This is a genomic window from Marinobacter sp. L-80 (genome assembly GCF_056859395.1).
The window spans coordinates 52,453-71,834 of the sequence record NZ_JBSXOI010000076.1; the positions used below are offsets into that span (position 1 = coordinate 52,453).

At 58.1% G+C, this 19,382-nt stretch carries 15 protein-coding genes and 1 pseudogene; 3 read left to right on the forward strand and 13 right to left on the reverse strand.

The window, feature by feature from the left end; translation table 11 throughout:
- Both AC13E3_RS18915 and AC13E3_RS18920 read left to right on the forward strand, forming a co-directional pair.
- Positions 1-1,605 (forward strand): ABC transporter ATP-binding protein, encoded by a 1,605-nt coding sequence (locus AC13E3_RS18915; protein WP_273085504.1) that lies wholly within the window; start codon positions 1-3, stop codon positions 1,603-1,605.
- A gap of 65 nt (positions 1,606-1,670) precedes the next feature.
- Positions 1,671-2,456 carry an enoyl-ACP reductase FabI gene (locus tag AC13E3_RS18920; protein ID WP_008171720.1) on the forward strand — a complete coding sequence of 262 codons (786 nt, stop codon included), beginning with the start codon at positions 1,671-1,673 and terminating at the stop codon, positions 2,454-2,456.
- Between the two features lie 71 nt (positions 2,457-2,527).
- Here AC13E3_RS18920 and AC13E3_RS18925 read toward each other — a convergent pair whose 3' ends face one another.
- Together AC13E3_RS18925 and AC13E3_RS18930 are read right to left on the reverse strand one after the other, a co-directional pair.
- Positions 2,528-2,932 carry a PilZ domain-containing protein gene (locus tag AC13E3_RS18925; protein ID WP_008171722.1) on the reverse strand — a complete coding sequence of 135 codons (405 nt, stop codon included), beginning with the start codon at positions 2,930-2,932 and terminating at the stop codon, positions 2,528-2,530.
- A 25-nt stretch (positions 2,933-2,957) separates the two neighbouring features.
- On the reverse strand, positions 2,958-4,781 hold the full coding sequence (locus AC13E3_RS18930) for a DUF1631 family protein (RefSeq protein ID WP_482902340.1): 1,824 nt from the start codon (positions 4,779-4,781) through the stop codon (positions 2,958-2,960).
- A 175-nt stretch (positions 4,782-4,956) separates the two neighbouring features.
- Here AC13E3_RS18930 and AC13E3_RS18935 point away from each other — a divergent pair, with 175 nt between their 5' ends.
- Complete coding sequence (locus AC13E3_RS18935) at positions 4,957-6,033, forward strand: 3-deoxy-7-phosphoheptulonate synthase (protein ID WP_288365512.1); 1,077 nt, start codon at positions 4,957-4,959, stop codon at positions 6,031-6,033.
- Positions 6,034-6,060: 27 nt separating this feature from the next.
- Here the strand turns inward: AC13E3_RS18935 and cobA are convergent.
- From cobA to accD, 11 genes and pseudogenes are all read right to left on the reverse strand, one after another.
- A pseudogene (gene cobA / locus AC13E3_RS18940) lies at positions 6,061-7,002 on the reverse strand (uroporphyrinogen-III C-methyltransferase); the annotation flags it as partial.
- Positions 6,915-8,189 (reverse strand): serine--tRNA ligase, encoded by a 1,275-nt coding sequence (serS, locus tag AC13E3_RS18945; RefSeq protein WP_288365511.1) that lies wholly within the window; start codon positions 8,187-8,189, stop codon positions 6,915-6,917. The gene serS and the pseudogene cobA, both read right to left, overlap by 88 nt.
- Positions 8,190-8,277: 88 nt before the next feature.
- Positions 8,278-9,615: a replication-associated recombination protein A gene (locus tag AC13E3_RS18950; protein WP_008171733.1), complete on the reverse strand. Its 1,338-nt coding sequence runs from the start codon at positions 9,613-9,615 to the stop codon at positions 8,278-8,280.
- The gene (gene lolA, locus AC13E3_RS18955; protein WP_008171735.1) at positions 9,615-10,262 is read right to left on the reverse strand and encodes an outer membrane lipoprotein periplasmic chaperone LolA; all 648 of its coding nucleotides are present in this window, start codon (positions 10,260-10,262) and stop codon (positions 9,615-9,617) included. The genes AC13E3_RS18950 and lolA overlap by 1 nt, the downstream gene beginning before the upstream one ends.
- Positions 10,263-10,274: 12 nt before the next feature.
- Entirely contained in the window at positions 10,275-12,857 is a 2,583-nt protein-coding gene (locus AC13E3_RS18960) for a DNA translocase FtsK (protein ID WP_008171737.1), read from the reverse strand.
- 6 nt (positions 12,858-12,863) lie between these two features.
- A complete protein-coding gene (locus AC13E3_RS18965) occupies positions 12,864-14,105 on the reverse strand; it encodes an O-succinylhomoserine sulfhydrylase (RefSeq protein ID WP_008171739.1) in 1,242 nt (413 codons plus the stop codon).
- 26 nt (positions 14,106-14,131) lie between these two features.
- Positions 14,132-15,658, reverse strand: a complete 1,527-nt coding sequence (purF, locus tag AC13E3_RS18970; RefSeq protein WP_092032484.1) for an amidophosphoribosyltransferase — start codon at positions 15,656-15,658, stop codon at positions 14,132-14,134.
- Between the two features lie 34 nt (positions 15,659-15,692).
- Positions 15,693-16,262 (reverse strand): CvpA family protein, encoded by a 570-nt coding sequence (locus AC13E3_RS18975; RefSeq protein ID WP_008171742.1) that lies wholly within the window; start codon positions 16,260-16,262, stop codon positions 15,693-15,695.
- A 91-nt stretch (positions 16,263-16,353) separates the two neighbouring features.
- On the reverse strand, positions 16,354-17,025 hold the full coding sequence (locus AC13E3_RS18980; protein ID WP_008171743.1) for an SPOR domain-containing protein: 672 nt from the start codon (positions 17,023-17,025) through the stop codon (positions 16,354-16,356).
- Positions 17,026-17,148: 123 nt separating this feature from the next.
- Positions 17,149-18,471: a bifunctional tetrahydrofolate synthase/dihydrofolate synthase gene (gene folC, locus AC13E3_RS18985; protein ID WP_482902341.1), complete on the reverse strand. Its 1,323-nt coding sequence runs from the start codon at positions 18,469-18,471 to the stop codon at positions 17,149-17,151.
- The gene (gene accD / locus AC13E3_RS18990) at positions 18,455-19,381 is read right to left on the reverse strand and encodes an acetyl-CoA carboxylase, carboxyltransferase subunit beta (RefSeq protein ID WP_008171745.1); all 927 of its coding nucleotides are present in this window, start codon (positions 19,379-19,381) and stop codon (positions 18,455-18,457) included. Before accD ends, folC begins: the two co-directional genes overlap by 17 nt.
- Position 19,382: the final 1 nt, after the last annotated feature.

Below are 19,382 nucleotides of genomic sequence, written 5' to 3' on the forward strand. Positions count from 1 at the left end.
ATGAGCCAGTTACTTCAGATTTCCGATCTTTCCATCTGTTTTGATCACGGGCCTCCAGCCGTCGAATCCCTGTCACTGGCAATCCGTGAAGGCGAGACCCTCGCACTGGTGGGCGAAAGCGGCTCCGGAAAATCCATTTCGGCACTGTCGATTCTGCGCCTCCTGGATGCGCGGCACGCCAGCTACCCCAGCGGGCAGATCCGGTACCGCGATGAAGATCTTCTGGCCGCCACCGAGAAGCGCATGCGCCAGATCCGCGGCCGGGAGATCGGGATGATATTCCAGGAGCCCATGACATCCCTTAATCCTCTACATACCGTGGAAAAGCAGATTGGCGAAACCCTGGAACTGCACAAGGGAATGCGCGGGCCACAGGCAAAACAGCGCTGTCTGGAGCTGCTGCAACTCGTGGGGATACAGAACCCGGAAAGCAAGCTTGGCGCCTATCCCCACCAACTTTCGGGGGGGCAAAAGCAGCGGGTGATGATCGCCATGGCCCTGGCCAATGAACCCGATCTCCTTATCGCGGACGAGCCTACGACGGCACTGGATGTAACCGTCCAGAAACAGGTTCTCGAATTGCTCAGGGACCTTCAGAAGAAACTGGGTATGGCCATTCTTCTGATTACCCATGACCTGACCATCGTTCGGCGGTACGCCGACCGGGTGGCTGTCATGGAACATGGCAAACTCGTGGAAGAGGCTGATACCGATGCCCTGTTTGCCAGCCCACAACACCCCTATACACGAAAGCTTCTGGATGCCGAGCCCCCGGAGGCGCCCCTACCCCTCGATAAACGTGCAGAACCGTTGCTGGCTGTTGAGCGACTGGACGTGCGTTTCCCGATACGAAAGAGCCTTTTGGGCAAGGTGAAGGAATCCTTTCACGCTGTGCAGGGCGCCGATTTCCAGCTCAATCGCGGCGAAACGCTCGGAATCGTCGGGGAAAGTGGCAGCGGCAAAACCACCATCGGCCATGCGCTGCTGAAGCTTACCGCCAGTACCGGAAGTATCCGCCTCGCGGGCGAGGAGCTGGCGTTTCTTAACCAGAAGGATTTCAGGCCCTGGCGAAGGCGCGTGCAGATTGTCTTTCAGGATCCGTTTGGCAGCCTCAGTCCCAGAATGTCCATTGCCGAAATTGTCCGCGAAGGGCTGGAGATCCACGACGCGGAAAACGCAGCCGAACACGACAGCAAAGTGATTCGCGCGCTCACCGACGTTGGCCTTGATCCGGAGGCACGGCATCGTTATCCACACGAATTCTCTGGCGGCCAGCGCCAACGCATTGCCATCGCCCGGGCTCTGGTGCTGCAGCCCGACCTGATCATTCTGGACGAACCCACATCCGCCCTGGACCGCACCGTGCAGAAGCAGGTCATTGAACTGTTGAGGGCTATCCAGACCCGTTATGGTCTAAGCTATATCTTTATCAGCCATGACCTGGCTGTGGTGCGCGCCCTGAGCCATAAGCTGCTGGTGCTGCAGCATGGCCGGATCGTGGAATATGGTGACGCGGCCAGGATTTTCGATGCACCGCAGGCGGAGTACACCCGTGAACTGCTGAACGCCGCGTTCTTTTACCAGAAACCAACTACGACTATTTGAGCGTTACCCCGACCAGAGCACTCAGGGATAATGCTCGCAAATCAGGAACACAGGGAGAACGACCCATGGGAATCCTCAGTGGCAAGAAAGCACTGATCGTTGGCGTAGCCAGCAAACTGTCCATTGCTTACGGTATCGCCGAGGCCTTCGCCCGCGAGGGTGCCGAACTGGCGTTTACCTACCAGAATGAAAAACTTCAGCCACGGGTTGAGAAGTTCGCCGAACAGTGGGGAAGCAAGCTGACTTTCCCCTGCGATGTCGCAAGCGACGAAGAAATTGAAAACGTCTTCAAAGAGCTGGGCAAGCACTGGGACAACATCGACATCATTGTGCATGCTGTCGGCTATGCGCCTGGACACGAGCTGGACGGCAACTACGTCGACGTGACCACCCGTGATGGCTTCCGCATTGCCCACGATATCAGCTCCTACAGCTTTGTCGCGCTGGCCAAGGGTGCCCGCGGCATGATGCATGAAGGCAGCTCGCTGATTACCCTGAGCTACCTGGGCGCTGAGAAGGTTCTGCAGAACTACAATGTGATGGGCTTGGCCAAGGCTTCCCTGGAAGCCAATGTTCGCTACATGGCCGCCAGCCTGGGCCGGGACGGCATTCGTGTGAATGGCATTTCCGCGGGTCCGATCAAGACCCTGGCCGCCTCTGGCATCAAGAGCTTCCGTAAGATGCTGGCCGAAAATGCCAGGCGTGCGCCGCTGCGGCGAAACGTCACCATCGACGAAGTGGGTAATGCTGCTGCATTCCTCGGCTCTGATATGTCCTCCGGTATTACCGGCGAGATCATGTACGTGGACGGCGGCTTCAACATTACCGGAATGGGTGAACTTGAAGAGTAAGTCTCACCCTCCCCGAACGTAAAAGAGCCGGCGTTATGCCGGCTCTTTTCGTTGGATTGCACGGACAAGAGTCAATCCTGGGCCATCGCCGAGGCCACGGCCTCCACCCACTCGACGTATGCGGTTTCGTCAGACTCAATGATTCGCGCCCCCACCAGAAAGCTCGACTCGTTGGGTCGACACCAGACCACTTCGACCATCAGACCGAAAGGCTGGGCATGGTTACCAAGAAATACGCTCGCCGGCAGCAGGGCCCCCAGGGAAAGGGGTTCGTCAGCTGTCAGGCAAAGGCCACTGGCCGAAATATCACGAATACCGCAGACAAGGTCCCGCTCCTCGGCTCCGGTTTCTTCCGGCAAGCCGGACTCAAGCTCGAGTATTGCCCTGGCTCGCGCCGTAAGACGGTAATCTGCCCGATTGTCCTGATCAACGGGCGGCTCATTCCGGGTTCCAAAGCTATAGTCATTATCTGTCATTATTGTTTTTCCTGCTTCGGCAATATCAGTTGCGGCCAACGCGAATCCGCCCGACTACCCTGCTAAGGGTGTCGTCGAATTCCGCGGAGGTTCCCAGAACCCGGATCCGTCCTCCGACAATCCCCTCAACCAGGGCGTCCTCGAGAAATTCGCGCCTGTTCAGGCCCAGACGGTCCACAAACACGAGCTTTCTCGACGCATTGATGCGCACGGCCAGTTTCAGACGGGCAGGTTCATCAGACGTTTCATCGGGTTCAACGACAATCCAGCCACCAAGCTTGATAGCATCCACCTGTTTCTCGGCCAGCAGTGTTCTTTCCTTCCGGATCCGTTCCTTTTCAGCCTGTTCATCGGCGAGTCGTTGCTCTTCATCGGCTTGCCGCTGGCGCTCAAGCTCGGCTTCACGCTCCGCTTCCTCAGCTCTGCGCCGTTCTTCCGCGGCTTCTTTTTCCCGCCTCAATTCCTCGGCACGCAGCCTGGCAGCTTCCGCCGCCTGCTCCCTCTGCCGACGCTGCTTCTCGCAGACACGGGCAAGCAGTTCCACGGTTTCTGCCAACACCGTTCCGAACGGCGTGAGCTGCGGCAATGGCCGGATCTGCTCCTGCTCAAGGGCCCTCTGAAACTCGCCCCAGGTCTGCAGCCCCAGTTTCACGCCGGCGCCGTTGGTCCAGAGGATTTCTGCCGACTCCGGCAAGAACGCATAGAAGTAACGGCGCTGCTCTGCGACACCCTCGCCCTCGACAAACCATTGCCCCTCATACGGTTCAAAAGCTTCTGCCGCGGGCACTTCGAAGCTGAGCCAGGTGCTGTCCCAGTGGAAGCTCCCCGCCGCCGGCAGGGCATCCACAAGATCCGGCGCCTCTCCTCTCAGCCTGGAAACCATAGCGGATTCGATCCCGGACAGGGACTCCGCAGGCAGTGATTCATTAAAAACCCGTTTCCAGACATCAAGGATCCGATCACCGATCTGTTCGCCCACGTGATAGAGCCGATTACGGTCCTTGTCGGAAAGCGACGGATCACCAATCCAGACCAGCCATTCCAGCAACTTGCTGCCATGTCGCAGGTTCTCTCCGTCGAGACCGGAATCCCAGATCGACTGTTTCAGCAGACCCTGCCAGTGATCAAGTATAAAGCGGACGATCGGAAGCGGCAGCTTGCGCCCCTGGAGAGCCCGACCGATCAATGCCCGGGAAGACTGCTCTGCCTTGCGCTGCTTTGCAGCGCCCTGCTCGGTTTCCAGCAGCCGTTGGCGGAGCTTTCCAACCTGGGCATTCCTCTTCCCGGCGTCTTCCTGCCAGCGATGACAGAATTCGTTCACCGGCTCCGTCTTGCCGGATTCAAAACTCGCGGAAACGGCGATAACCAGCGAATCCAGCTGATCCATCAGAACCTTGGCGGAACGGCCTCCGGAATCACTCCAGCCGCGCCACTCCTGAAGGCTGTCCAGCCACTCCAGTAGCGCCTTGCTGAAGGCTTTCTTGCCCTCCAGATTCATGCGCCAGGCAAGATAGAAGCGCAGCCTTGCCACCCGGCGGGCGAGGCTCGGATGCAGGCCGCTCGTCTTCAGGAACACGTCCATGATGCGGTCAGCCACATAGGCGGCGTTCACCTGTCGGGCTGACCACTCCAGATGAACAGAGCGGATAACATGGGTAACCCGCTCGTCACGCTGTTCGGACCAGCAGGAAACCAGCAGTGGGCGCCAGTCGCTGACGGCGTCTGGTTCGAGCTTGCCAGCCGGGTATGGAAGGTCAGGAACATGAATGCCGGCCAGGACATCGTCAATCTTGCCTGAAACCGCTGCAACGGAAGGCACATCCTCCGGTCTCTGCCTGTTTTGCGACATCCGTTCCCCGTACTTAAGAAGCGTTGAAAAGGCCCTGTAAATAACGCAGTATAACCAACTCGCCGGGGTTTACCGCAACCGTGCACCGGCGCTATTCGCGTTAATCTGCAACCCTGTTGGCATATTCTATCGTCCACCAGGGCTGCAACGATCAGAATCGGGGAAGCAGAACAACATGTCGGGCAACAAACTAGAGAATCTGAATGTGGCGAGCCAGGAAGCACTGATCACTCCTGAAGCGCTGAAGAAGGAGATGCCGCTCTCCGACAAGGCCGCAGAAACCGTCTCAAAGGGCCGCCAGGCGATCTATGACATCATGGATGGCAAGGACCACCGGCTATTCGTCGTGGTGGGCCCCTGCTCCATTCACGATGTTGAAGCTGCGAGAGATTACGCCGCGCGCCTGAAGAAGCTTGCCGATGAAGTCAGCGACACGCTGCTGATCGTTATGCGTGTCTATTTCGAGAAGCCTCGCACAACAGTTGGCTGGAAAGGCCTCATCAACGATCCGCACCTGAACGACACCTTTGATATTGAGCAGGGCCTTCACATCGGTCGTCGTCTGCTGCTGGATATCAACGAGCTTGGCCTGCCCGCAGCCACCGAAGCGCTGGATCCGATCTCCCCGCAGTACCTGCAGGACACCATTGCCTGGTCCGCCATCGGCGCCCGTACTACCGAGTCACAGACTCACCGCGAGATGAGCAGCGGCCTGTCAATGGCGATCGGTTTCAAGAACGGCACCGACGGCAGCCTGGACGTTGCGGTGAACGCCATGAAGTCCGTGTCTCACCCGCACAGTTTCCTGGGCATCGACCAGCAGGGGCAGGTAGCGATTATCCGCACCAAGGGCAATAACTACGGCCACGTTGTTCTGCGCGGTGGCGGTGGCAAACCCAACTACGATTCGGTGAGCGTCGCCCTCTGCGAACAGGCGCTGGATAAAGCAGGCCTGCGCAAGTCGATGATGATTGACTGCAGCCATGCCAACTCCAGCAAGGATCCGGCCATTCAGCCGCTGGTCATGCAGGATGTCACTCACCAGATCCTGGAAGGTAACACCTCGATCCAGAGCCTGATGGTGGAAAGCAACATCAATTGGGGTAACCAGTCGATCCCCGAGAACCTGACGGATCTGAAGTACGGTGTCTCTGTGACAGACGCCTGCATTGACTGGCCGACCACGGAAAAGGCGATTCGGGATATGCGCGACAAGCTGAAAGACGTACTTCCCAAGCGCAAGATCGGCTGATCGGAGCCGGATACCAAACGGGGAGCCTCAGCTCCCCGTTTTTATTACCCCACCTATCCAGTCCAGCCTTTCTCTCAGCGCGACTACTTGGCCGATAATAACCAGTGTTGGCGGCTGGACCGCTTCCGCCTCTACTCTTTCAACGATGTTGCAGAGATTCCCTGTAACCACGCGCTGATCCCTCGTTGTCCCCTTCGAGACCAACGCCACGGGCATTTCCTGGGACATACCGTGGGCGACCAACTGCCGGCAGATAATCGGCAGGCCAACCAGCCCCATGTAGAACACCAGGGTCTGGTTGTTCTGGACAAAGTCCTTCCAGGGTAGATCGCAGGTATCATTCTTCAGATGGCCGGTCACGAACCGGACTGACTGGGCATAATCCCGATGGGTGAGTGGGATTCCGGCGTAGGCCGCGCAGCCGGAAGCGGCGGTTATACCCGGCACCACCTGAAAGCGTACGCCTGCGTCGGCCAGAGTTTCAATTTCTTCGCCCCCGCGCCCGAAGATAAAAGGGTCTCCGCCCTTGAGACGGACCACCTTCCGACCCTGCCTGGCCAGATCCACCAATCGTTGATTGATCTGGTCCTGAGGCAAGGTGTGGTTGGCCCGCTGCTTGCCAACATGAATCATCTCGGCAGTGTCTGGAATCATGGCCAGTATTTCCGGCGACACCAGGCGATCGTAAAGCACCACTTCGGCGGACGTAATCAGCCTCCAGGCTTTGAGTGTCAGCAGTTCAGGGTCGCCCGGCCCGGCCCCGACGAGGGCCACTTCGCCCGCTGATGTGTTCGGGTTCGAGGTCACCGGGTTTACCCTGTACCTTACCGGTGCAGGGGTTGCACCAACGCCCTTCCCTGGCGCACTTTGTTGCTGATCACTCATTGGATTATGTCGACGCCTCCCATGTACGGCCTGAGAACCTCCGGAACCACAATGCTGCCGTCTGCCTGCTGGTAATTCTCCATAACCGCAATCAGCGCACGGCCAACCGCAAGACCTGAACCGTTCAGCGTATGCACAGGTTCCGGCTTACCGGTTTCCGGGTTACGCCAACGCGCATGCATGCGGCGTGCCTGGAAATCACGTGTGTTGGAGCAGGATGAAATTTCGCGGAACTTGTCCTGTCCCGGCAACCAGACTTCCAGATCGTAGGTCTTGGCCGCCGAAAAGCCCATGTCGCCACCACACAGTACAACGACGCGATAAGGCAGCTCCAGCATTTGCAGAACCTTTTCCGCGTGCCCGGTGAGCGCCTCCAGGGCGGCGTCGGAATCGGCGGGACGAACGACATGCACGAGTTCAACCTTATCGAACTGATGCTGACGGATCATGCCGCGGGTATCCCGGCCGTAGGAGCCGGCCTCACTGCGGAAACACGGTGTATGACAGACCATCTGCAGTGGCAACTCTGCGGCATCAAGGATGGAATCTGAGACCAGATTGGTGGCAGGTACTTCCGCGGTTGGAATCAGATAAAGCGGGTGTTCGCCCTCGGTTTTGAACAGATCCTCCTCAAACTTGGGCAACTGGCCCGTGCCATAGAGGCTATCAGCATTCACGAGGTAAGGTACGTAGGTCTCCAGGTAGCCATGTTCACGGGTGTGCAAATCCAGCATGAACTGGGCCAGAGCCCTGTGTAACCGTGCCACCGGCCCTCGCATGACAGCAAACCGCGAGTGGGCCAGGCGGGTCGCGGTCTCGAAGTCCAGGCCTTTCAGACCCTCGCCAAGGGCAACGTGGTCTTTGGGCTCGAAATCAAAGGTCTTGGGCGTGCCCCAGATTCGAATCTCGACGTTGTCGTCTTCGCTCTCACCAGCAGGCACATCTTCGTCCGGAAGGTTCGGGATTCCGGCCAGAAAGCCGTTGAGCTCCTCCTGCAACGAACGGAGCTCGTCTTCAGCTTCGGATCTCTTTTTCTTCAGATCTTCCACCTCATCCAGCAGCGGTTGGATGTCCTCGCCGGCTGCCTTGGCTTTCCCGATTGATTTGGACCGTTTGTTCTGCTCGCTCTGCAGGTTTTCCGTGCTTACCTGAAGGGCGCGGCGGCGTTCCTCAAGCTGCTCGAAGGTGGCGGTATCGAATTCAAAATTCTTGATGGTCAGCCGACGGGCGATCTCTTCTGTCTGGGTGCGGACACGTTTGGGATCGAGCATGATTATCCTGAATCTTCCGGTTAGCGATGTTTTGAATGACTGGCCATTATACCTGCACTGGCGCTCGTGGCTACCGCCGAAAAAAGGCTCAGGTGTAGCGTTTGCGGGGGCTTTCGGCGTTGCGGGAATCCAGACGCTGGCGTTTTTCAGCCAGTTTTATCTCGAGACCGCGGTTTACGGGCTCGTAGTAGCGGCGCTCATGAATGGCCTCGGGCAGGTAGGACTCCCCGGCGGCGAAGGCTTCGGGTTCATCATGAGCGTACCGATAAGTATCCCCATGGCCCATGCTTTTCATCAGCTTGGTGGGTGCATTACGCAGGTGTACCGGCACTTCATAGTCCGGGTCCTGGCGGATGTCGGCCATACACCGATTGAAGGCGTTGTAAACCGCGTTGCTCTTGGGCGCCAGGGCCAGGTAGGTCACCGCCTGGGCCAGCGCCAGCTCCCCTTCTGGAGACCCCAGGCGTTCCTGAGCGTCCCAGGCTTCCATGCTTAGCTGCAGGGCCCGCGGATCGGCATTACCGATGTCCTCACTGGCTATCCGTACCAGACGGCGGGCAACGTAGAGCGGATCACAGCCGCCATCGAGCATCCGGCACAGCCAATACAGCGAGCCGTCCGGATCTGATCCGCGAACGGATTTATGCAACGCTGAGATCTGGTCGTAGAATACGTCACCGCCCTTGTCGAACCGGCGGAGGCTGGTCTGCATGACCTGCTCAAGCTGATCCGCCGTTACCCGATCCGTGCCGGCCTCATCCGGCTCTGCCAGGTCAGCCGCCACTTCCAGGATATTGAGAGCACGGCGGGCATCGCCACCAGACGCGGCCGCCATCAGGGTCAGCACGTCTTCATCAACTCGCAGGCGTCCACCAAATCCTTCATCAACTGTCAGCGCGCGGCGTAGCAACTGAAGGATGTCCTCTTCCTCAAGGTTCTTGAGCACGTAGACACGTGTTCTGGAAAGCAACGCACTGTTCAGCTCAAAAGAGGGATTCTCAGTGGTCGCACCAACGAAGATGAAGGTACCGTCTTCAATGTGGGGAAGAAACGCGTCCTGCTGGCTTTTGTTGAAGCGGTGAACTTCATCCACGAACAACAGAGTGTCCCGACCTTGTGACTGCTTGCGATTACGTGCCCGCTCAACAACGGCCCGGATCTCTTTCACACCGCTCAGTACGGCCGAAACCGTCTCGAAACTGAGATCGCTGACATTGGCCAGTAGTTGGGCGAAGGTGGTTTTACCGACTCCGGGAGGGCCCCAGAGGATCATCGAGTGAAGCTGGCCCTGCTCAACAGCGCGCCGCAGCGGTTTGCCGGGCCCGACCAGATGAGCCTGGCCCACATAGTCATTCAGGCTTGCCGGCCGCATTCTCGCGGCCAGCGGCCGAAAGCCCGCGGATTCCGCGAACAGACTGTCCTGCATCAGGCCCCGTCCCGGATAATATCCACACCCTCCGGATAGTCGAGGGTGAACGCACCCGCTTCAACCGGTTCGTTCAGCCTGATCCGGTCGAAACTCAGTACGCTGAGCTGTGCCAGAGAATCCTGCATACGCATCTCCTGGAGCTCACCCTTGAAGAACGTCAGCCTGAGGGACGTAAAGAGGGAGTCCGGGCTTCTTGGCTCCAGAGTAAATTCACGGGTGTTGTCGCCTATCTGGCGACCGGACACCCTGTAGGTATCCTCCAGATTATCCACCTCACCGCTCAGTAAAAGCGCGGGTGTGGATTGCACTCGATCGTCGAGATTGTGGATCGTGACCTGTTCCAGGTCCGGATCGTAAACCTCCACGGTTTCGCCATTACTGACAATAAACTGCGACAAAGGCGCACTGGTCTCCCAGTAGAACAGCCCGGGGCGCTTGGCCTTCAGGGAGCCACGGGTTTCCTGAACCTTGTTGCCATTCTCGTTAACAACAATCTGGATAAAATCCGCCTGGTAGGACTCGTAGCCCTTCAGCAACGAGGCCAACTCGTTCGCGCTATCGCTGCCCTCACTCGCACTCAGAGGGCCGGCAATAAACACCGCCATGACCAGGGTGGCCAGGCATTTCACAAAAGATCGTCCCATTGCTTGTTACTCCTAATCTCTGGGTGGCGGCGGAGCCAGAACTTCACGTGCCCCGTTGTGGCCTGCGGCGCTTACCACGCCGGATGCTTCCATGGCATCAACCAGGTTCGCTGCCCGGTTGTACCCGATCTTGAATTTTCGCTGTACCGAAGAAATCGAAACGCGCCGCCCTTCGGTAACGAACGCAACGGCCTCGTCGTAAAGGGCATCCCCTTCACTATCCCCGCCTCCTTCCGAGAGGTTGGGAACGCCCGGCAGGCTCTCGCCTTCAGCACCATTGAGAACATCGTCCACGTATACGGGCTCACCCCGAGCTTTCCAGGCACTCACCACGCGATGGACCTCATCGTCATCCACAAACGCACCATGCACTCGTACTGGCAGACCCGAACCCGGTGGCAGGTAAAGCATGTCACCATGCCCCAGGAGCTGCTCGGCACCACCCTGATCCAGCACCGTACGCGAATCGATCTTGGACGAGACCTGGAACGACATCCGGGTCGGAATGTTGGCCTTGATCAGGCCGGTGATTACATCCACCGATGGCCGCTGGGTGGCAAGGATCAAGTGAATACCGGCCGCCCGCGCCTTTTGCGCGATCCGGGCAATCAGTTCCTCAACTTTCTTGCCGACGATCATCATCATGTCGGCGAATTCATCAATCACCACGACGATGAAGGGAAGAGTGTCCAGCTCGGGGCGCTCCTGCTCGTCGTTGGCAAGGTATTCGTCCGGCTTCCAGAACGGGTCCAGTAATGGTTCACCGGCGGCCCTGGCGTCTTTGATCTTGCGGTTGTAGCCCGCCAGGTTACGGACCCCGAGGCTGGCCATGAGCTTGTACCGGCGCTCCATTTCAGCGACACACCAGCGTAGTGCGTTGGCCGCCTCCTTCATGTCGGTGACCACCGGCGCCAGCAGGTGCGGAATGCCGTCGTAGATGCTCAGTTCAAGCATCTTGGGGTCCACCATGATAAAGCGGACCTCTTCCGGGCCTGCCTTCAGCAGCATGCTGAGCAGCATGGCATTGACGCCGACCGATTTACCGGAACCGGTGGTGCCCGCCACCAGCAGGTGCGGCATTTTGGAGAGATTGGCAACCATCGGGTTGCCGCCAATGTCGTTACCCAGTGCCAGGGTCAGCGGTGAGTTCGACTCCTGAAACACCCGCGCGCCAAGCACTTCACTGAGCCGGACCATTTCCCGTTCTTCGTTGGGAATCTCGATACCGACCACAGACTTGCCAGGAATCACCTCGACTACCCGAACGCTCAGTACCGCCAGTGAGCGGGCCAGGTCCTTTGCGAGGTTGGAAATCTTGCTGACCTTCACACCTGGAGCCGGCTTGATCTCAAACCGGGTAATGACCGGGCCGGGATTGACCTCGACTACTTCAACGGATACCCCGAAATCCCCCAGCTTTTCCTCTAGCAGCCGTGACATATGTTCCAGGGATTCTTCGGAGTAGCCTCTTTCCTTATGCTCCTCCGGCGGGTCCAGAAGAGAAATCGGTGGAATCGGGCTTTCAATATCTTCCAGCAATGAAGGCTGCTTGTTGCCCTTGTCTTTGGACTGGGTCGGCTGTTCGTCCTTCTTGAAGGGCGAAATCTTCAGCGACCGTCCGGCAGACTGAGGAGATGCCTCGGGTTTGGCGGGTTTCCCGTTAGCGACAGGAGCCTCATCCCGTGAACTGAAGCTTTCGAGCCTTGCAGGTTCCGGGTCAACTTCGGCAGAGAGACCATCCAACGCGGGCTCTTTTCGACCGGTTTCTGGCTTCGACTCGGGCTTCGGGGCTTTTGGCTTCTTCGGCCCAAAGCCTGGAATCCGTTGCCACCAGCATGGTTTGTCGGCATCTGCTTTTTGCCGTTTGCTGTCCATGGCCGGCACACGGTCCTTGACCACAGGTGGCTCAGCTTTCGGTTCTGCTTTGGGCTCTGGCTTTTCCGACTTGGGCTTGCCTTTGAAAAGGCCTTTGATGGCAAGGCCCGTTCTGAGAGTCAAACCGCCCACCTGATCCATCAGCCAGAACCAGGAGAGACCGGTAGTAACCGTTAACGCGAACAGGAAAATGGCAATCAGCAGCAGGGTTGTTGCCGGCAGGTTGAAAAACCGCACCATAGCGTCGGCAACAGCCGTTCCAAGGACTCCGCCCGAGGACGCCCCCAGACCAAACACGGAATACAGTGACAACAGACTGGTTGCCGAGAGAAGAATCAGCAAGAAGCCACCGAAGCGCATCATGAAGAGTGGCCAGTGCAGATCCAGGGAATCGTTACGCCGACGGATGAGCATCAACGCGTATCCCGCAATCATGACCGGGAACAGATAGGCAACGTGGCCGAAGAAATCCATGAAAAGGCTGGCGAGCCAGGCACCAGTGCGGCCCGCATAATTCTGCACGCTGGTGTCATGACCGATACTGGCCCAGCCCGGATCTGACGGGCTAAAGGTAACCAGTGCCATGGAAAGGTAGATGCAAAGGGCAATAAGCGCGATGACGGCGCCTTCGCGAGCGCCCTGGGCGGCCAGCCGGCGAAAGCGCTGCTGCTTCTCTGTCAGTTCCTGTGGTGCTTTCTTCGCTTTTGCAGATTCGGCCATGAATGCTCAGACGTTATCGGTGCTTTCGTTCCGAAGCGCCTGAAAGCCGCGTTCAAGATCGGTTTTCAGGTCTTCTACGGCTTCGATCCCCACGGAAATCCGTACCAGATTCTCCGTGATCCCGGCCCGCGCCTTATCCTCCGGGGATAGTCGCCCGTGAGTGGTTGTGGCCGGGTGGGTGATCGTGGTCTTGACGTCACCGAGGTTTGCGGTGATGGAGATCATCCGGGTGCCATCGATGAAGCGCCATGCCTCCTCCCGCGCACCCTTGAGCTGGAACGACAGCACACCACCAAATCCGGTCTGCTGCTTTTTCGCCAGCTCATGTTGCGGATGACTCTGGAGCCCGGCATAGAAAACACGTTCAACTGCCGGCTGTTGCTCCAGCCACAGGGCCAACTCTAACGCATTGTCACAGTGGGCGCGCATACGAATTGGTAAGGTTTCCAGGCCCTTCTGAAACACCCAGGCGTTGAAGGGGCTCATGGTGGGGCCGGCCGAACGAAGGAAGCCATAGACCTCTTCCATCATCTTCTCTGATCCGACCACGACGCCTCCCACGCAGCGACCCTGACCATCCAGATATTTTGTCGCCGAGTGAATCACGATGTCTGCGCCCTGCTCCAGCGGGCGCTGGAGCACCGGCGTGCAGAAGCAGTTATCGACTACGAACAGGGCGTCGTTGTCTCTTGCCAGCTGCCCCAGGATCTCCATATCGGCCACTTCGCACAGCGGATTGGACGGCGTTTCAATAAACAGCATCCGGGTTTCGGGACGGATCGAAGCCTGCCACTCTTCCATATCCGTCAGACTGACAAACGTGGTTTCCACCCCGAAACGTGCCATGTATTTCTGGAACAACACGTTGGTGGTGCCGAACACACCCCGGGAGCAGATCACATGATCGCCGCTCTTCAGTAGCGCCATGCAGGTGCTCAGGATCGCAGACATACCGGATGCGGTGGCGACGGCACGTTCACCGCCTTCCATGGCCGCGATCCGACCTTCAAACGCCTGGACCGTAGGGTTGGTAAACCTGGAGTAGATGTTTCCGGGCTCTTCGCCGCCAAATCGCGCCGCCGCCTGGGCCGCGCTGCCATAAACGAAGCTGGACGTGGGGAATATCGCGTCGCTGTGCTCAAGCTGCCCGGTGCGGATCTGCCCTGCCCTCACGGCCAGGGTGTCCACGGACATCCCGTCCAGGTCGGACTCCGGGATCCAGACAGTTTCTTCGCGGCGAAAAGTCATCTACATCTCCTGCCTGAAAGCGGCGTTCAGTCTTCGTCGTTATGCAAGTCGATAATGCCATTGTCCCCGTCAGCACCACCGGCACTTTCGGATCGCTTTTCGTCATTGCGCAAGCCGTCAATGCGGCTCAGATACGCTTCATCGACATCACCGGTCACATAATCGCCAGTGAATACCGAGCACTCCCATCCCTCAATGTCATCGTTCACTTCACTGACGCAGGTTATAAGGTCCTCCAGATCCTGATAGAGCAGCCAGTCGGCACCAATCAGTTCCCGGATTTGCTCTACGGTGCGCCCGTGGGCAATCAGCTCACTGGCGGAGGGCATGTCGATACCATACACGTTCGGGTAGCGAACTGGAGGCGCCGCAGACGCAAAATAGACCTTACAGGCACCGGCATCCCGAGCCATCTGGACGATTTCCTTGCAGGTTGTACCGCGAACGATGGAATCATCCACCAGCATCACGTTTTTGCCACGAAACTCCAGATCGATCGGGTTAAGCTTCTGTCGGACCGATTTCTTGCGCATTTTCTGGCCCGGCATGATAAATGTCCGGCCGATGTAGCGGTTTTTGATAAAGCCTTCCCGGAATTTCACCCCCAGACGATGCGCCATCTGCATGGCCGACGTTCGGCTGGTGTCCGGAATCGGCATGACAACGTCGATATCGTGATCCGGTGTCTCGCGGAGCACTTTCTCCGCGAGGGTTTCGCCCATGCGCAGGCGAGCCTTGTAAACGGACACCTTGTCTATGATGGAGTCAGGCCGGGCGAAATACACATGTTCGAAAATGCACGGGTACAGATGCGGCTGCTCGGCGCACTGGCGGGTGTAGAGGGTACCGTCAGTTTCGATATAGACCGCCTCGCCCGGGGCAATATCGCGCACGAGGGTGTAGCCCGCTGCGTTCAGGGCAACGCTTTCAGAGGCAATCATGTATTCCTTGCGGCCATTCTCGTCGGTGCGTTCACCGTAGCAGGCAGGCCGGATACCATTCGGGTCCCGGAAGCCAACAATGCCATAGCCGGTAATCATCGCAATGACGGCGTAGGCACCCCGGCAGCGCTTGTGAACCGCGCTCACCGCAGAAAAAATCTCATCCTTGGTCGGGTCCAGCTTGCCAAGCTTCTGCAATTCATGGGCGAACACGTTCAACAGCACTTCCGAGTCGGAGTTCGTGTTGATGTGGCGCAGATCGGTCCGGAACAGGTCCTTGCTGAGATCATCAGCATTGGTCAGGTTGCCGTTGTGAGCCAGGGTAATGCCATACGGGCTGTTTACATAGAAGGGCTGGGCTTCGGCGGAGCTGGAACTCCCGGCAGTCGGATAGCGCACGTGGCCTATACCCACGTTGCCCACCAGACGACGCATATGACGGGTATGGAAAACATCCCGTACCAGGCCATTGTCCTTGCGGAGGAAAAACCGTTCATCCTGAAATGTCACAATGCCCGCCGCGTCCTGGCCCCGGTGCTGAAGTACAGTCAGCGCATCATAGAGCGACTGATTGACGTTGGAAGTACTGACGATGCCGACAATGCCACACATGGATAAGTGTATCTCCGAGTGTTAAAACTGAATGTTAGCGGGACACGGACGCGGGTTCCACGCCTTCCTGCTCTGTAACGGAATCCGGTTCCGGCGCGTTTTCAGGCGCAGGCCCAAGAAAGCGCGCAAATTCATCGCCCAGCGTCCGTCTGGACCAGTCTTCCACTACCGCCAGACGATCAATGATGATCGAGGTGCGCCACCAGGTATCCTGGGCCAGCGGTGTGTAACGGGTAAATGCAATCGCAACGATCACCACCACCACGCCCCGCAAAAGGCCAAACCCCATCCCAAGCACCCGATCGGTGGCCGACAAGCCGGTGGCCCGAATCAGATGACCGATCATGTTGTTGATGATGGCACCGACGATGAGCGTTCCAAAGAAAAGTATGGCAAAAGCAGCAATAAGCCGGACAAGCGGTGTTTCAACCGTGCTCTCCAGCAGGGACTGCATCTGGGGGTGGAAGGTTCTGGCCAGGATAAACGCGCCCACCCAGGTCACCAGCGAGAGGGCTTCCCGTACAAAGCCCCGTTTCAGACTGATGAGGGTGGAAACTGTAATCAGGGCGATAATGACCCAGTCAATCCAGATCAGCGCTTCCATTGAAAACCCGGTGGAGAAAAGGAAGCGCGAATTCTATCAGGAAACCCCGGTTCGCCAAACCGCAAGACACACATAAACCGGACCCCGGGCGTTATTTTTCGCCGGAGGTCACCAGACTGTTAAGACCAAAGGCATCGTCCAGAGCCCTTTTGGCGGATTCGGCCTCGGTTTTTGACGCAAAGGGCCCGCTGAAGACCCTTGTCAGCGTTGTGTCGCCGCGGACAACCTCCTGAAGATGCGAGCCATAGCCCTTTTCCCGGACCTGATCTCTCAAGCGTCGGGCGTTGTCGGCATTGCCAAAGCTGCCCAACTGCACCACCCAGGCGCCATCCAGCGACCGCTCATACTCTGCAGCTTCTGTGGCAGCATTCTCCGAGGTCTGTTCAGATGTCTGAGCCGGCTCATTGGTGGATTCCTGAGCGTTGCCGCTCTCGGGCTGGGCAGCATCGGACGAATCGGTTACGTCCTGCATCTCATCCTGGCCAGGCGCCTCTTCGAGGATACGATAACCCGGGGAATCCCCTGCTTCTTGCGCGCTTGAGGGTGCTGCCAGGCCGCTATCGCTGGACTCAAGACCGTAAGACGGCGCCGGCGCCAATTCCGATTCGGGCGCTTCCACTTCAGGGAAAGGCGGCTCTTCCGGAATCTTGATGGTTGTGGACGTGCGCTCGGAATGAGGCTCATCAAAAAGCATGGGAACAAAGATAACCGCCAGGGAAACAAGTACCAGCGCCCCGATTATTCTCTGTTTCAGTCCATCCACGTTGCTAGGCTCCCAACTGTTATGACTGCGCCCCGACGGGCACCCATGCGCAGATACTAACTGGCCGGCAAGCGGAACTCAAAGTGTCAGGCACGGCCATGGACAAAGTTTAAGGCGGCCTGCCTAGCTTCCGGCTACCTTGCCAGCGAGCAGAATCTCGCGTGCTTCAGCGACCGTGAAGAAAGAACCGAACACAACCACAAGATCGTTCGGGTCAGCCACGGCCAATGCTGAAACCAAGCCCTCCCGCACGGATTCAAAAGCCGTCGCCTGGATCCCTGAATCGGACAGTCTTGCTTGCAGGTCTTGACCGGACAGGCCTCTTGGTACCTTGAGACCGGCCAGATACCAGGCATCGACCACATCAACCATGGCTCTGCCCACACCTGCCACGTCCTTGTCAGCGAGGGCGCCATAAACACCATGCACCCGTCTGCCCGGGGATTTTAGTTGACTCAGCTGACCAGACAACCAACCGGCAGCATGAGGGTTATGGCCAACATCCAGGAAGATATCCGGTGCGGAACCAACACGCTCGAAACGCCCGGGTACACTCAGACCTGAAAGCACCTGCTCAATGACTGGTACCGGCAGGTTCGGTTCAAGCTCGCGTATGGCAACCACGGCGGCTGCCACGCTTTTGATCGGCAATGGACCGGCGGGCAGACGAATCGCCCGGCCTTTATGGCGAAGCTCTACCGCCGGAGCATCATCGCCTGCTCGCTGCTCAGTCACCAGCTCATAATCACGCCCCAGCAGAGCCAGTTCGACTTTCTGCGCAGTGGCCTGCTGGAGCACCGAACGTGGCGGATCGGAATCGGCATAGACCGAGGGGATGCCCGGCCTAAGGACACCGGCCTTTTCAAACCCGATGACTTCGCGATTGTCGCCAAGGAAGGCAACATGATCGATGTCCACCGATGTCAGGATGGCAAAATCCGCGTCCAGGACATTGACAGCATCCAGCCGCCCACCCAGGCCAACCTCCAGCACCCAGTCGTCGAGGCCCGCACCGGCAAAGGCCACGAAAGCGGCAAGGGTTCCGAATTCGAAATAGGTAAGAGAGACATTGCCGCGTGATTCTTCAACGGCTTCGAATGCGCTGACAAGCGCGTCGTCGGAGATATCCTCACCATTAAGACGCACACGTTCGTTATAGCGTTGTAGATGGGGCGAGGTGTAGGCGCCAGTCCGGCGGCCAGCCGCGCGCAAAAGCGCCTCAACAGTAGCAACCGCGCTGCCTTTGCCGTTAGTGCCAGCCACAGTGATGATCCGGGCGGACGGCTTTCGTCGGAACAACCGCCGCAGGACCACGAGGACCCGGTCCAGGCCAAGATCAATCTCTGTAGGGTGTATCGCTTCCAGGTAGGTAAGCCACTGATCGACGGTGGCACCAGCCCCCGGCGATGCCGGGGGCTGGTCTGCAGGGTTACTCGGCAGGGGCATCGGTTTCGGGCTTCTCCGAGACTTCAAACTCGATCGGGTCTTCGGTTCCCGGGCGCTCCTGGCCGGTAAACTTGGCCAGCACATGAGCAATGCGTTCGCGCATCTGGTGGCGATGGAGAATCATGTCAATCGCGCCGTGCTCAAGCAGGAACTCACTACGCTGGAAACCTTCCGGCAGTTTTTCACGAACCGTCTGTTCTATAACCCGGGGGCCGGCGAAGCCGATCAATGCGTTTGGCTCTGCAATGTTGAGATCCCCCAGCATGGCCAGACTGGCGGACACGCCACCGAAGACAGGGTCCGTCATCACAGAGATATAGGGAATACCCTCAACTTTCATCCTCTCAAGCACAGCGGCTGTCTTCGACATCTGCATCAATGACAGGATCGCTTCCTGCATGCGGGCGCCGCCGCTGGCTGAGAAGCAGACCAACGGGATACGCTCCTTGAGAGCAACATTTGCGGCCTGGACAAACTTCTCCCCGACAACTTGCCCCATAGAGCCACCAAGGAATCCAAATTCGAACGCGCAGGCAACTAAAGGAACCCCGAGCGTCGTGCCTTTCATTGCTACGAGGGCATCCTTTTCCCCAGTGGCTTTCTGCGCCTGGGACAAACGATCTTTGTACCGCTTACTATCCTTGAACTTCAATCGGTCCCAAGGCTCAAGCTCAGCGGCAACTTCTTCACGACCCTCCGGATCAAGAAAAATTTCGAGGCGCCGACGCGCAGTCACCCTCAGGTGGTGGTTGCATTTGGGGCAAACATCCAGGTTTTTCTCAAGTTCCGGCTTGTAGAGAAAGGCACCGCATTTGGGGCATTTCTTCCACAACCCCTCCGGAACGCCCGTTCTCTGTTTCGACTCCGAGCGAATCTTGCTCGGCATTATCTTGTCCAGCCAGTTACTCATG